At 60.8% G+C, this 13,618-nt stretch carries 13 protein-coding genes; 7 read left to right on the plus strand and 6 right to left on the minus strand.

All coding sequences use genetic code 11. From position 1 onward, the window contains the following. The first annotated feature begins 11 nt into the window (after positions 1 to 11). Positions 12 to 1,031 (plus strand): type VI secretion system baseplate subunit TssG, encoded by a 1,020-nt coding sequence (gene tssG, locus ACSOSP_RS23320; protein ID WP_455313276.1) that lies wholly within the window; start codon positions 12 to 14, stop codon positions 1,029 to 1,031. A gap of 17 nt (positions 1,032 to 1,048) precedes the next feature. Continuing rightward, the gene (gene tssJ / locus ACSOSP_RS23325) at positions 1,049 to 1,732 is read left to right on the plus strand and encodes a type VI secretion system lipoprotein TssJ (RefSeq protein ID WP_455313277.1); all 684 of its coding nucleotides are present in this window, start codon (positions 1,049 to 1,051) and stop codon (positions 1,730 to 1,732) included. Positions 1,733 to 1,862: 130 nt separating this feature from the next. On the opposite strand, the gene ACSOSP_RS23330 is transcribed toward tssJ, so the two are convergent. Then, positions 1,863 to 3,374 carry a CoA-acylating methylmalonate-semialdehyde dehydrogenase gene (locus ACSOSP_RS23330; protein WP_455313278.1) on the minus strand — a complete coding sequence of 504 codons (1,512 nt, stop codon included), beginning with the start codon at positions 3,372 to 3,374 and terminating at the stop codon, positions 1,863 to 1,865. Positions 3,375 to 3,482: 108 nt separating this feature from the next. On the opposite strand from ACSOSP_RS23330, the gene ACSOSP_RS23335 reads away from it, so the two are divergent. Beyond that, entirely contained in the window at positions 3,483 to 4,424 is a 942-nt protein-coding gene (locus tag ACSOSP_RS23335; protein ID WP_455313279.1) for a LysR family transcriptional regulator, read from the plus strand. A gap of 28 nt (positions 4,425 to 4,452) precedes the next feature. Here the strand turns inward: ACSOSP_RS23335 and ACSOSP_RS23340 are convergent, their stop codons facing one another. Beyond that, the gene (locus ACSOSP_RS23340) at positions 4,453 to 4,962 is read right to left on the minus strand and encodes an RrF2 family transcriptional regulator (RefSeq protein ID WP_455313280.1); all 510 of its coding nucleotides are present in this window, start codon (positions 4,960 to 4,962) and stop codon (positions 4,453 to 4,455) included. Positions 4,963 to 5,200: 238 nt separating this feature from the next. Here ACSOSP_RS23340 and ACSOSP_RS23345 point away from each other — a divergent pair, with 238 nt between their 5' ends. Beyond that, complete coding sequence (locus ACSOSP_RS23345; RefSeq protein WP_455313281.1) at positions 5,201 to 6,421, plus strand: NAD(P)/FAD-dependent oxidoreductase; 1,221 nt, start codon at positions 5,201 to 5,203, stop codon at positions 6,419 to 6,421. Here ACSOSP_RS23345 and ACSOSP_RS23350 read toward each other — a convergent pair. Then, positions 6,405 to 7,625 carry a diaminopropionate ammonia-lyase gene (locus ACSOSP_RS23350; RefSeq protein WP_455313282.1) on the minus strand — a complete coding sequence of 407 codons (1,221 nt, stop codon included), beginning with the start codon at positions 7,623 to 7,625 and terminating at the stop codon, positions 6,405 to 6,407. The two genes, ACSOSP_RS23345 and ACSOSP_RS23350, sit on opposite strands and share 17 nt — an antisense overlap. Continuing rightward, complete coding sequence (locus ACSOSP_RS23355) at positions 7,625 to 8,842, minus strand: M20 aminoacylase family protein (protein WP_455313283.1); 1,218 nt, start codon at positions 8,840 to 8,842, stop codon at positions 7,625 to 7,627. The genes ACSOSP_RS23350 and ACSOSP_RS23355 overlap by 1 nt, the downstream gene beginning before the upstream one ends. A gap of 152 nt (positions 8,843 to 8,994) precedes the next feature. Between ACSOSP_RS23355 and ACSOSP_RS23360 the strand changes: the two genes are divergently transcribed. Beyond that, positions 8,995 to 9,486: an Lrp/AsnC family transcriptional regulator gene (locus ACSOSP_RS23360; protein WP_455313284.1), complete on the plus strand. Its 492-nt coding sequence runs from the start codon at positions 8,995 to 8,997 to the stop codon at positions 9,484 to 9,486. A 19-nt stretch (positions 9,487 to 9,505) separates the two neighbouring features. Here ACSOSP_RS23360 and ACSOSP_RS23365 read toward each other — a convergent pair whose 3' ends face one another. Together ACSOSP_RS23365 and ACSOSP_RS23370 are read right to left on the minus strand one after the other, a co-directional pair. Further along, positions 9,506 to 10,693, minus strand: a complete 1,188-nt coding sequence (locus ACSOSP_RS23365; protein WP_455313285.1) for a pyridoxal phosphate-dependent aminotransferase — start codon at positions 10,691 to 10,693, stop codon at positions 9,506 to 9,508. A gap of 92 nt (positions 10,694 to 10,785) precedes the next feature. Beyond that, on the minus strand, positions 10,786 to 11,721 hold the full coding sequence (locus ACSOSP_RS23370) for a LysR family transcriptional regulator (RefSeq protein ID WP_455313286.1): 936 nt from the start codon (positions 11,719 to 11,721) through the stop codon (positions 10,786 to 10,788). Between the two features lie 77 nt (positions 11,722 to 11,798). Here ACSOSP_RS23370 and ACSOSP_RS23375 point away from each other — a divergent pair, with 77 nt between their 5' ends. Together ACSOSP_RS23375 and ACSOSP_RS23380 are read left to right on the plus strand one after the other, a co-directional pair. Next, positions 11,799 to 12,470: an HAD-IA family hydrolase gene (locus tag ACSOSP_RS23375; RefSeq protein WP_455313287.1), complete on the plus strand. Its 672-nt coding sequence runs from the start codon at positions 11,799 to 11,801 to the stop codon at positions 12,468 to 12,470. Next, complete coding sequence (locus ACSOSP_RS23380; protein ID WP_455313288.1) at positions 12,467 to 13,609, plus strand: DSD1 family PLP-dependent enzyme; 1,143 nt, start codon at positions 12,467 to 12,469, stop codon at positions 13,607 to 13,609. Before ACSOSP_RS23375 ends, ACSOSP_RS23380 begins: the two co-directional genes overlap by 4 nt. Positions 13,610 to 13,618 lie beyond the last annotated feature (9 nt).

Below are 13,618 nucleotides of genomic sequence, written 5' to 3' on the forward strand. Positions count from 1 at the left end.
GAGAGTCTCCAATGCTTGAAAAGCGCGTCCTGTTGCCTGCTTTACTGCACGACGCTTCACGCATGAACTTCATGCGCTTTTGTGAACTGATCGAACTCGCCGCGCCCGATCTGCCATCACTCGGCTCAACCGACTCACTGGCAAACGAACCGGTACGCTTTCGCTCGCGCGCTCGCCTCGGATTTCCCGGCAAGGAAATCGACGCGGTCGAGTTCGACTATGACGATAGATCGAAACCACCGGCTATACGCACAACCTTTCTAGGGCTGTACGGTGTCGATGCACGCATGCCTTCCTATTTCATCGATGAAGTCGCGCAGAACCGGGACGGGGCTGAATCGTTGTCCGCGTTTCTGGACGTGTTCCATCACAGGCTCGCGACGCAGTTTTATCGGGCGTGGCGCAAGTATCGATTCCCCACGGGGTTTAAGAAGGGCGGCACCGATGACGTCTCGCGCTGCTTGGTCAGCTTGGTCGGATTGGGTATCGGCCATGCAGATATTGAACAGACGGTCGGCACACGCAAGCTGCTGTCGATGCTCGGACTTGCCAGCCAGCGTACCCGCACGGCTGAAGGTCTGGCCGGCGTGCTTCAACATGCCGTGCCCGACGCAACCATCACGGTCACGGAGTTTCATCCGGTGTGGATTCAGTTAAACGAGTTTGAGCCGACTGCGCTTGGCGAGAATTGCGTACTGGGACGCGGCTTCTACGATCGAGGTAATTGCGCACGCGTCGTGATCGTACCAACCACACCTGAAACGGTGTTGGGCCTGACGCCCGGTCGTGAGGTACATGCTGAAATCATGGCGCTGCTGCGCTTCTATCTCGGCTACGAAGCGAACGCGCATCTGGAGATGCATGTTGTGCCTGAGTTGATGCCAAGAGCCGAGCTTTCATCGGACCAGATGAGCCTGGGTTACACGACCCAACTCCCTCAAGCTGAACGACCCTGTGCGACAGATGCCGTCACCCGCGTGCAACTTGGCACGTGGGATGGTCGAACCGCGAAAACACGTACAACGCATTAAAACAATGGAACGCAAGCATGAATCGCACGATGATCCGACAGACGCACCTCGCCGCCACGGTGTGCGCCACCCTTACTGTCGCAGGCTGCGGGGTGGGCCAAGCGGTAAAGGACGGAACAGTGGACGCAGCGAAATGGGCTTTCACCACGCAGGTAAAAACCATGAACCTCGACTTCGTCAGCCGGTCGTCATTGAATACAAACGGCGCCGGACAATCGTTGTCGACCGTGGTACGAATCTATCAGCTAAAGACGCCGCAAGCGTTCGATCAACTCGACTACGCGCAGTTGCAGACGAATGATATGGATGCCCTGAAGGCGGACCTGCTTGGGTCATCCGATCTTGTCCTTCGGCCAAATGCGAACGCCAGCATCAGTGAGCCGATGAGCGACGATGCGGAGTACGTCGGCATCGTCGCGTTCTTCCGCGATGATGGAAGGGATGCAAGGTGGAAGCTGGTGCTGCCGAAGAAGCTGTGGAAGAAAACCGACCCGATCAAGGTCGAAGTACGGGACAGCTCGTTAAGTGTCGCTGGTATCAGCGACGGAACCGTCAAGCGGCACAGCGCACCGCAAACGGTGAACAGCCCGCAAAACCCAGGTTCCGGCGCAGCACAACCTGCGAGGCCGGGTGCGCCATCGCCCGTAAAACCGAAAGTAAAGGAGACCCCGCCGCGCGATGACTGGGTACGAGCCAGCTAAACCGTGTGATTCGTTTGAGCCGCAAAAGCGCAAGAGGTCTACAGAGCAAGCATCGACTTGCATCATGTAGACCTCAACGTGAATCACTTTTGTATGCGGCTAACGCCCCCGAATTAGCAGGGGCAGAAAATCACTTCGCCGTAGGCATAGCAAACTCCGCGCCCTTCTCCGTACTCTCCGGCCACCGCTGCATGATCGACTTTTGCCGCGTATAAAACCGCACGCCTTCCTCGCCATACGCGTGCATGTCGCCAAACAGACTACGCTTCCAGCCACCGAACCCGTGCCAAGCCATCGGCACGGGGATGGGCACATTGATCCCCACCATCCCCACTTCAATCCGCCGTCCGAACTCGCGCGCAATGTGTCCATCACGCGTATAGCAAGCAACGCCATTACCAAACTCATGCGCGTTGATCAAATCAACCGCTTCGGTAAAGTCCTTCACGCGCACGCACGCCAGCACCGGCCCGAAAATCTCTTCCTTATAAATCCGCATCTCAGGCGTCACGTTATCGAACAACGTACCGCCCGTGAAGAATCCTTCTTCATGTCCCGGCACCTTAAGCCCACGTCCATCAACAACCAGCGAAGCACCCTCTTCCACACCCAGCGCGATATACCCTTCAATACGTTCCAGCGCCTGACGCGTGACGATCGGACCCATTTCGGCATCAGCCTCCATACCGTTCTTCACGATCAGCGTACGTGCGCGCTCTGCCAATCGCGGGATCAGCTTGTCGGCGACATCACCCACCAGCACAGCCACCGAAATCGCCATGCAACGCTCGCCCGCCGAGCCATAACCCGCGCCAACCAGTGCATCGATGGCCTGATCGATATCCGCATCCGGCATCACGACCATATGATTCTTCGCGCCGCCAAGCGCCTGCACGCGCTTGCCATGCTGCGCGCCAGTCTGATAGATGTAATTCGCGATCGGCGTTGATCCGACAAAACTGATGGCCTTCACATCGGGATGGACGAGCAGCGCATCGACCACGACCTTATCGCCTTGCACCACGCTGAACACACCATCAGGCAGCCCAGCTTCCTGCAACAACCCCGCCATGAACAACGACGCTGACGGATCACGCTCGCTCGGCTTCAGCACGAACGAGTTACCCGCAGCGATAGCAACCGGGAACATCCAGCACGGCACCATGCACGGGAAGTTGAACGGCGTAATGCCGGCCACGACGCCAAGCGCCTGACGCGTCGTCCAGTTATCGATACCCGTCGATACCTGCTCGGTGTAATCGCCCTTCAAAAGCTGCGGAATGCCGCAAGCGAATTCGATGACGTCGATACCCCGCGACACCTCGCCCTGCGCATCGCTGAACACCTTGCCATGCTCGGCGGTGATGATCGCAGCGAGCTCGTCACGGTGTTTATTCATCAACTCCAGAAAACGCAGCATGACGCGCGCGCGCCGGATTGGCGGCGTCTCACTCCAGCCCACAAACGCTTTCTTCGCGGCGGCGACGGCGGCGTCCACATCGGCAGCATCGCCCAGACGCAGCGTGCGCGCTTCCTTTCCGGTCGCGGGATTGAAAATCGGCTGGGTGCGCGTGCCCTTTCCCGGAACACGGCGGCCCTCGATAAAGTGGCCGACGTCCGCGCGATCGCTGAAGCTTTGCATGATGTGACACCTGAATGTGATGGGAGTGTTCAGAGTGTAAGAACGTCAGACGCGTCTGCAAAGGCGCTATGATTGAAATGCTTGTTTTCTATGGTGAACAATGAAGATATGGAAACGCAACGCGTCGAGGCGCTCTGGACTCATCTGTATTGGCTGACCATTCTCGCGCAGCAAGGCAGCTATACGCGCGCCGCCACGCGGCTGGGCGTGAGCAAGGCAGCCATGAGCCAGCGGATTGCCGAACTGGAGCGCGCAGCGGGCGTGTCACTGGTGCAGCGCACAACGCGCAGCGTGCGGCTGACAGAGGCCGGGCAGCGCCTGGTGGATCAAACCCGCGATCAGTATGAAGGTATTGCCCAAAGCTTCGCGGGCGTGCGCGATTCGGCGGGTGTCGCTCGCGGCGAGCTTCGCGTGACCGCCCCGGTGGCGTTCGCGCGGCAGCAACTCGTGCCGCATCTGTCGGCTTTTCTGCGGGCCAATCCGGAAGTACGCGTGCAGCTCGAAGTGTCGGACCGCATCAGTTCGCTTGCCAGCGAGGGTTTCGATCTCGCCATCCGCCATAGCGCCGCCGCACCTGAAACACACGTGGCCTGGACCCTGTGCGCAACGCACTCGGTGATAGTGGCGACGCGAGCGTACTTGCGCCGACGCGGCACTCCCGCCTCGCCACAGGACTTGGCCGCGCATGACTGCCTGTTCTATCCCCGCGCGCAAGAGGCGCCCGCCTGGACCTTCGAACGCGCGACCGGACGCAAGAGCGCAGCCGAGCGCGTGACCGTGCCGATCAATGGGCCGTTTTCCGCGAACAATAGCGAGACCCTGCGCGACGCCGCGCTCGACGATCTCGGCATCGCGCTGCTGCCCGATTTCAGCGCGCAAGCTGCGCTGCGCGCCGGGCAGTTGATCAAGGTACTCCCGGAGTGGCAACCCAAGGGCGGATTCGCTGAACAACTTTATATCGTCCGGCCTTACGCGTCGCATGTGCCGCGTGCGGTGACTGCGTTTGTCTCCTACCTGCGCAAGACCTTCGAAAACGGTTTCTCGGACTAGCTTCCGATCCCGCTCATTGCCCGCCGAGTTAGCGGCTGGCCGCCCGATTGTCGATCCAGTTGACGATATCGGTGTGATAAGTACGCGGAGCTTTTGCGACCGTTCGCACTGCCAGACTCGCCAGCGTCTGCGCTTCAAGCACCTCGTTCATGCGCTTCTCGGCGTCCAGCATCACAGCGTGAATAGAGCACGTGCCACTCGTCGCCCATTTGGGCGCGGTATCCCCGAAGATCGCGCAGCGCGCGCGAATCTCGCGGCAGTCGAAAAGCGGCTTCGGTCCGTCGACAGCCAGCACGACGTCAAGCACGGTGATCCGTTCAGCCGGTCGCGCGAGCGTGAATCCCCCGCGCGCGCCCTCTGTCGCCACCGTCAATCCCGCCTTATGAAGCTTGGTGAAAAGCTTGGCGACGTAATCAACCGATAACCCTTGCAACTCGGCCAGGTCACGCACGCTCGCCTCGCCCACGCCCGCGGGCGCGTCGGTTAAATACAAAAGACAGTGCAGCGCGTACTCGACGCCAGAACTGATGTGGCTCATCTCATCTCCGACTCTATATATCCTAGTTGTGACAGTTTATATATTCAGCCGATGGCGAGCAATCACAATCAGTGGACACGGATTCCTAATAACAGGCCGATAAGCTAGCTACTTGCCAAAATTAACTACGACAACTATAGTCGTAGTTATGCGAACGACAGAACTTCCTGGTTTCGTCATGCAGTCCCAACGCATGGCGTCGAAGTGAAATGACCTGATCAATGAATGGAATCGAAAAATGACTGATAGCGTGAAGAGAATCCTGGTAGTCGGCGCCGGCTTTGCCGGTATGTGGAGCGCGCTTGGAGCGGCTCGCCTGCTGGACATTGCGAACAAGTCCGGAGAGCGGATTGAAGTGGTCTTGATTGCACCCGAGCCCATGCTGCATGTCCGGCCGCGTCTTCACGAGTCCAATCCGCTTGGCATGAAAGCACCCTTGCTGCCGCTCTTCGACGCAACCGGCGTTCAATTTATTCAGGGCAGCGTGAGCGAAATTCGTGCTGCGGCCCATGAAGTCGATGCCATCGGTGCGGACGGAAATACATTCACAGTACAGTATGACAAGCTTGTGCTGGCTAGCGGCAGTTCGCTCTTTCGTCCTCCTGTGCCGGGCCTGGCGACGGCTGCGTTCAGCATCGACCAGATCGGGGACGCCGCGCTTCTCGAGGCGCACCTCGGCAAGCTCGCCGTTCAACCTGATACGCCGGCCCGTAACACGGTAGTCGTGGTGGGCGGCGGATTTACGGGCATCGAGATAGCGACCGAACTTCCGGAGCGATTGCGTTCCATATTGGGGAGCACCACATCCGTCAACGTGATCGTGATAGAACAAGCCGATGCAGTCGGACCTGATCTTGGCCTCGGCCCCCGGCCTGTGATCGAGCAGGCTTTGACTGAACTCGACATAACCGTGCGTTTGGGCACTTCCGTAAGCGCCATCGATACCGATGGGATCGTCACATCGACCGGCCAACGCATCGATACAAAGACGGTGATCTGGACAGCAGGCATGCGCGCCAACGTGCTTACGAAAAAGCTCAACGCCGAGCGCGACCGGCTCGGGCGCTTGCATGTCGATGCGGACCTGCGTGTATCGGGAACGCAAGACATCTTTGCCGCCGGCGACGTCGCCTTCGCCGCTACCGACGACGCAGGAAATCACGCGCTCATGTCATGCCAGCACGCGATGAACATGGGCCGGTTCGCGGGCCACAACGTGGCGGCTGATCTGGTCGGCGTGGAGCTTTTGCCTTATCGGCAGCCGGTATATGTGACGTGTCTCGATCTCGGATCGTGGGGCGCGGTTTATACCGAAGGGTGGGATCGCGAGATCAAGCTCGTCGGCACGGAGGCGAAGGCGCTCAAGCGGCAGATTTGCACCGAATGGATCTATCCGCCTGCAGCCGATCGCGCAGCGGCATTCGCCGCGGCCGATCCGGCGGTCACTGTTGTTGCCTAACTGCGAGCCGGCGCCGCTGCGCCTCTAGCACCTCATCGGCGCGAATCCCCGCCAACTGCTGATACAACGCCGGCGCGGTAGCACCCTCCGTGTTCAGCAGCAGCACATGCGACTGTTCATTGAGCCCGAGCGCAGCGCGATCTTCCGCGCTGCTGCTCGCCTGGATGAGCCCGGCAAGACCGGCCGCGCCCGATTCCCCCGCCACAATCGGAACATCGCGCACGGCGCCTGCAGCGAAGATACGCATGGCATTGACGGCGGCATCGTCGGGAATGGCCATGAAGGCATCGGCGAGAACGGCCAGGAAACGCCACGCCAACGGCGACGCTTCTCCGCAAGCAAGCCCTGCCATGATCGAGTCGACGGAGCCGGTAGCAAGCTCCGCCCGTCCTCTAATCGCGCTTTGCAACAGGCAGTCCGCCTGGTCCGGTTCAACAATCACGCAGAACGGCCGCCGCTCGCCGAAGCGTTCGGCGAAGTAACTGACGACACCGGCCGCCAGTCCGCCCACGCCGCCCTGAATGAACACATGCGTATAAAGGCCTTCGCTACGTTGCTCGATCGCTTCGGCTGCGATCGTCGCGTATCCCTGCATCACGTCGCGCGGGATGGTTTCGTAGCCGTCGTATGAGGTATCGGAAACGACATGCCAACCGTGCTCATCCGCCAGGCGCGCGGCCTCCTTCACCGACTCGTCGTAGTTGCCGTCGATCTGCACGATCTGCGCGCCCAACTGTTCTATGGCAAGTCGCCGTTCATCGTTCACGTGGCGATGCAGCACGATCACGCATCGGCAACCAACGCTGCGCGCAGCCGCTGCCAACGCGCGGCCGTGATTGCCATCGGTCGCGCTGATGACCGTGAAATCCCGCAACAGCGCCTTGTAATGCCCGGCAGTTAATTTCGCCGGGGCGAAGTCCTGCTCGGGCCAAAGACGTCGAATCAAACGGATCAGCGCGATCGGTGCGCCCAGCGCCTTGAAGCTGCCAAGCGGGGAACGATAGCCTTCATCCTTCACACTGATCGATCCAACCCCCAGCCGGACAGCAAGATCCGGCAGATCCCACAAGGGTGTCGGACCGGCGTTCAATCCGTCCCACGTCGATAACCACGCGCGGCTTTCATCGGCGGCTTGAATGTTCAGGATGTCGCGAAGCGATTCGTCGTAACGCCCCCGGCGCGCGCCGGCGTTAAGTTGCAGCATCAAACTTTCCTCTGGTTCTGGATAGGGTCATAGCCATGGACGACCGGCAGTTTAGTACGCACGATCTCGGCCAGATAACGCGCGCCAATGGGCAAGACGGCATCGTTGAAATCGTAGCGGGCGTTGTGAAGCGGCGTCGCACCCGGCTCGCCCTCAGCGCCATTTCCGATGAACGCAAAGTTTCCGGGCACCACCTGAAGAAACGCGCCGAAGTCTTCGGAGATCATCATCGGGGCCACGTTGCCGTCCACATTCGCCGCGCCCACAATCGTCGTCGCTGCCGTGATCGCTGTCGGAACGCATTCCGGCGTATTCACCGTGGGAACAAACTCATGCGTGTATTCGAACGAACATTCGGCGCCGTGAGCCGCGCAAATACCCTCGCTGATGCTGCGCATCCGGCTCTCGAGCAACCGCTGCACGTCAGGCGTGTAACTGCGTGTGTCGCCCTTGATGATCACCTGTCCGGGAATCGCGTTGCGAATACCATCGGTGAACAACTCCGTGCAGGAGATCACCGCGGGCACACCAGGATCGACACTCCTCGATACAACCGTCTGCAAAGCCAGCACGATCTCTGCAGCAATCACAATGGGATCGATAGTCATATGCGGTCGTGCAGCATGCCCACCTCGGCCATTGATACGGATAACGAAGTTATCCTCACTCGCCATGATCCCGCCGGCCCGCGTTGCGATGGCTCCAGCTTGCAAGCCTGGAATGTTATGAACACCATAGATTTCATCGACGGGAAATCGCTCGAACAGCTTGTCGGCGATCATCGCCTTCGCGCCTTTGCCGTGTTCCTCGGCGGGCTGGAAGATGAAACGCACCGTCCCGTTGAAATCGCGACGCTCGCATAAAAGCTTGGCCGCGCCAAGCACCATGCTCATGTGGCCATCGTGCCCGCAAGCGTGGGACTTGCCGGTGCGAACAGACGCGTGGCTGCGCTCCGGCGCTTGCTCATGGATGTTGAGCGCATCCATCTCCGCACGCAGACCGATCACACCGCGGCCATCGCCGCAGGACAGGCTCGCAACAAATCCCGTTCCGCCGATACCCCGCGTCACCTCAAGCCCAAAGCCCTCGAGCACCTGAGCCGCGAAGGCGCTCGTCTCGTGTTCCTCGAAGCCAGTCTCGGGCGCGCGATGAAAGCGGTGTCGCCACTGCGTCAATTGATGATCGAAGTCCAACGCCGCGCTGATGGTGTCCATCATGTCTCTCCTCGTATCCGCTCGATTCCTGCTGTGCTCCAGTATAGGAACCATCGACTGAGAAAAAATCTCATTTAGGCGCCAATACCTGATAATTCCGTTCTATTTCGAGCCTTTAAACTCAACGAACGCTGCGTTCATCCGAGGACACACCCATGGCACTCGACCGGCTCGACGTTCGAATCCTCAACCTGCTGCAAGAGAACGCGGCTACGCCGCTACGCGTGCTCGCGACCGAAGCCAATGCATCGGTCGCAACCTGTCAGCGCCGGATCGCGCAGTTGCGCTCGGACGGCGTGTTGCTGAAGGAAGTCGCTATTGTTGATCGCATGCGGGTCGGCAAGCCGCTGACCGTGTTTGTATCGGTGGAACTGGACAAGCAGAATGACGCGCTGCTGCGCGCGTTCGAGCGCCGCATGATGGCGGAAGGCGATGTGATGGCCTGCTACGAAGTGTCCGGCGAGTTCGACTTCCTGCTGATCGTGAACTCGGCGTCCATGGAGCGGTATCACGCGTTCACGCGCCGGTTGTTTTCATCGAACAACAACGTGCGCAACTTCAAGAGCAACTTCGCGATGAACTGCTCGAAGTTCGAGACGAAGATTCAGATCGACGAGCCGGAAGAACCGGACAGCGGATCGGCTTGAACCTAAGTTGCCCCGTAACTCAAGTCTTTACCGTTCGCATCAAGCCCGCAACAAACGCCGCGATACGGTCGCACGCCTGCGCGAGCCGGGTTTCATCGACGACAAAACCCAGCCTTACATAACCGTTCGCCGTCTCGCCGAACGCGCTGGCATCGAGCAGCGAAACGCCTTGCGCGCGGAATAGCTGCCAGCTGAACTCATAGGCATCGAGCCCGGTGCCGGTCACATCGACCATCATGAACATGCCTGCCTCGGGCAACAAACAACGCAAGCCCGGCACGTCGCGCAGACGATTGAACACGACGTCGCGCCGCCGCCGGTAAATCTCACGCATGTCCGCCACGATCTGCGCCCGGTTCTCGAGCGCGGTCAACGCCGCTTCCTGAATGAAACCCGGCAAGCCGTAGAGCATGCAAAGCGCAAGCCGCCCGAGATGCTCGATCAGCGTCTTCGGTCCAATCACCCAGCCCACGCGCCAACCGGGCATGGCATGCGACTTCGACAAGCTGCCGATAGTCACAGTACGCTCGGCCATGCCCGCAAGCGACGCAATGCTCACATGCTCGCGCTCAAACGTCAGGTCCGCATAGACCTCGTCGGCGACGATCCAGAGATCATGCTTGCGAGCCAGTTCGGCGATACGCTCAAGATCCTCAAGCGGCATCACCACGCCCGTCGGGTTGCAAGGCGTGGCGAAAAAGATGGCCTTGGTGCGCGGAGTGATGGCTGCCTCGAGCGCCGCGCAGTCCAGATGAAACGCTTTTCCCGGATCGACGGCCACGGGCACCAGCGTGGCGCCCGATGCGCGGACGCTGGCCTCGTAGGTCAGGTACATTGGCTCGGGCACGATGATCTCGTCGCCCGCTTCGCACAGGCACAAGGACGTCGCGAAGAGCCCGTTCTGCGCGCCCGCGACCACGATCACATTGCTCGCATCCACGCTCGCGCCGGTCTGGCGCGAGTGATCGCGTGCGATGGCCGAACGCAACGGCTCGCGGCCTACCACTTCCGCGTAATGCGTGTCGCCGGCTCGCAGCGCGGCTACCGCGCGATCGACAATCACTTCGGGTGTCGCGAAGTCGGGGTCTCCAACGCTCAGGACGATGACGTCCTCGCCGTTCTGCAAAGCCTGCTGTGCGGCGTGATGGATTTCCCAGGCAGCCGTGCGCTTGCCCTGCAGGCGCTCGACGAGATTCGAATACTTCATGCGCTCACTCCCTGAAGCGTGACGATCGACCCGGCACGCGATGATTTTTGAATTCGATCGCTTCGATTATAAAGTCCCCCGACATAGAGCCGTCAACGCCCCTTCGCCCTCTCACCGGCCGTCTCTGCGCCAAGATTCGCCGCGAGATAATTCAACAACGCCTGGATGCGCAGCGAGCGCCCCTTGCGCGTAGGCACCAATGCGATGACCGGCGCGCTACCGAAGTCCCACTCGCTCAGGAGTCTCACCAGTTTGCCGGCCGCGACCGCATCGGCCACATCCCATTGCGAGCGCAGCACGAGCCCCAGGCCTTCTTCCGCCCATCGGCGCGCGACGCTGCCGTCGTTCGTGGTGAACGCGGGCGTGACGCGCAGCGTGTTGGGTGACGACGGCTTCCTGCCCGCGTCCGACTTTCGCCGGCGCACACGCCAGAGCGTCACATCCTCATCGTTTTCGCGGATGCAGATGCAGTCGTGTTCGAGAATCTCGCGTGGTTCGCGCGGATAACCGCGAGCCGCGATATAACCCGGGCTCGCGCACAACCAGCGCTCGTTCGCGACCAACGGCCGCGCGCTCCACGATGAGTCGCGGACAGTGCCGATCTGGATCACGACATCGGCGGCATGGCTGTGGGGCCAGGGCGTTTCGAGCAGGTCGAGTTGCAGGCGAATCCCCGGATTCGCGCGGGCAAACCGCGCAAGCAATGGTGCAATATGCACGCGTCCAAAACCGAACGGCGCGGCAATCCGGATATGCCCGGCGAGTTGCGCGGTCTGTTCGCGGAAGGTGTCGGGAAGCGCCTCGATAGCGCTCAGCAACCCTTGCGCTTCGCGTGCCAGTCTCGCGCCGTCCGCGGTCAGCGACATATGCCGTGCATCGCGGGTAGCGAGCGTCACGCCCAGCGCCTTCTCCAGCTTCTTCAGCCGCATGGAGAGCGCCGACGGCGTCACGTTCAGGACACGGGCCGCCGCGCTCAGCGATTCCGAGCGCGCAAGCATGGTGACGAGCCTGAGGTCAGCGAGTTCCATCGTTCAATTTTGCTTAAGGATAGATGTGCCTGAATTTAAACACAGCTTAGGGTTTCATCAGTAAAGTCGCTTCCATCATGCCAAATCAATCTACCCCAACCTATCCGAAAGCGGTGCTGTTCGACCTGCTGACCGCCCTGCTCGATTCATGGAGCCTGTGGAATCGCGCAGCCGGCAGTGAAACCGCCGGCCGCGCCTGGCGCGCGCAATACTTGCGCCTGACCTACGGTTGCGGCGCCTACGTTCCCTACGAAGAACTCGTCAGCCAGGCCGCGCTGCAGGTGGGCTTGCGTGAGTCAGCCGCCCGCGTGCTGGAAGCACAATGGCTGCAACTTGCCCCCTGGAGCGGCGCGAATGAAGTGCTGCGCAAGCTCGCACCGCATTGCCGGCTGGCGATCGTGACGAACTGCTCCAGGCGCCTCGGCGAGCAGGCCGCCGGTCTGTTCGATATCGACTGGGACGTGATCGTGACCGCCGAAAGCGCGGGCTTCTATAAACCCGACCCGCGGCCCTATCAGATGGCGCTCGATCGCTTGAAGGTCAACGCGGATGAAGCCGCATTCGTTGCCGGTTCGAGCTACGACATGTTCGGCACGGCAGCGACCGGCTTGCGCACTTACTGGCATAACCGCGTGGGTCTGGAGCTCGTGCCAGGCGCGCAGGCGCCCGAGCTCGAAGCACCTACGCTCGACGCGCTGCTGCCTTGGCTGCGCGGTTTCAATTTATCGAAGGGAACGTCCACGTCATGACGCTTGATCAGATCGAAACCCCCGCCGCGTTGATCGACCGGCCGCGCATGGAGCGCAACATCGCTCGCATGCAGAGCCGGATGGATACGCTCGGTGTCGCGTTCCGCCCGCATGTGAAGACGACGAAATGTGTGGAAGTCGCGCAGGCGCAGCGCGATGCGGGCGCCCGCGGCATCACGGTGTCGACGCTCAAGGAAGCCGAGCAGTTTTTCGCGGCAGGCTTCGGCGACATCCTGTACGCGGTGGGCATCATTGCATCGAAACTGCCTCGCGCGCTGGCCTTACGCCGCGCGGGATGCGATCTCAAACTGATCGTCGATAACCTGGAGGCCGCGCACGCCGTTGCCGAATTCGGCCGCGCTCATGGCGAAACCTTCGAGGTGTGGATCGAAATAGATACCGACGGTCATCGTTCAGGCGTCCAGCCCGATGAACCTCGCTTGCTCGATATCGGGCGGACGCTGCATGGCGATGGTGGCCATCATGGAGCCCGTCTTGGCGGCGTCATGACCCATGCCGGGTCGAGCTACGATCTCAACACGCCCGACGCCCTCGCTGCGCTCGCGGAGCAGGAACGCGCGGGTTGCGTGCGCGCCGCCGAGCGTTTGCACGATGCGGGTTTGCCGTGCGATGTCGTGAGCGTCGGTTCCACGCCAACGGCGCTTGCCGCGCAGCATCTTGAAGGCGTCACGGAGGTACGGGCGGGCGTGTATGTGTTTTTTGATCTCGTCATGCGCAACGTTGGCGTCTGCGCGACCGGCGATCTGGCGCTCACCGTGTTGACAACGGTCATTGGTCATCAGGTGGACAAGGGCTGGGCTATCCTCGATGCCGGCTGGATGGCGATGAGCCGCGATCGCGGCACGGCGAAACAAACGCATGACTATGGTTACGGACAGGCTTGTACGCTCGATGGCGCACCGCTTGATGGTTACATGCTCACGGGCGCGAACCAGGAGCATGGCATTCTCGCGAACGTGGATCATCCGGATCGCGACATCTCGGTCCATCTGCCGGTTGGTACACGGCTGCTGATCTTGCCGAATCATGCATGCGCTACCGGTGCGCAATTTCCCGCTTATCACGCGCGCTCGGAAGACGGAACCGTCGCCGCGTGGGACCGCTTTTACGGCTGGTAGATCAGAAAC

The organism is Caballeronia sp. KNU42, from assembly GCF_053760385.1.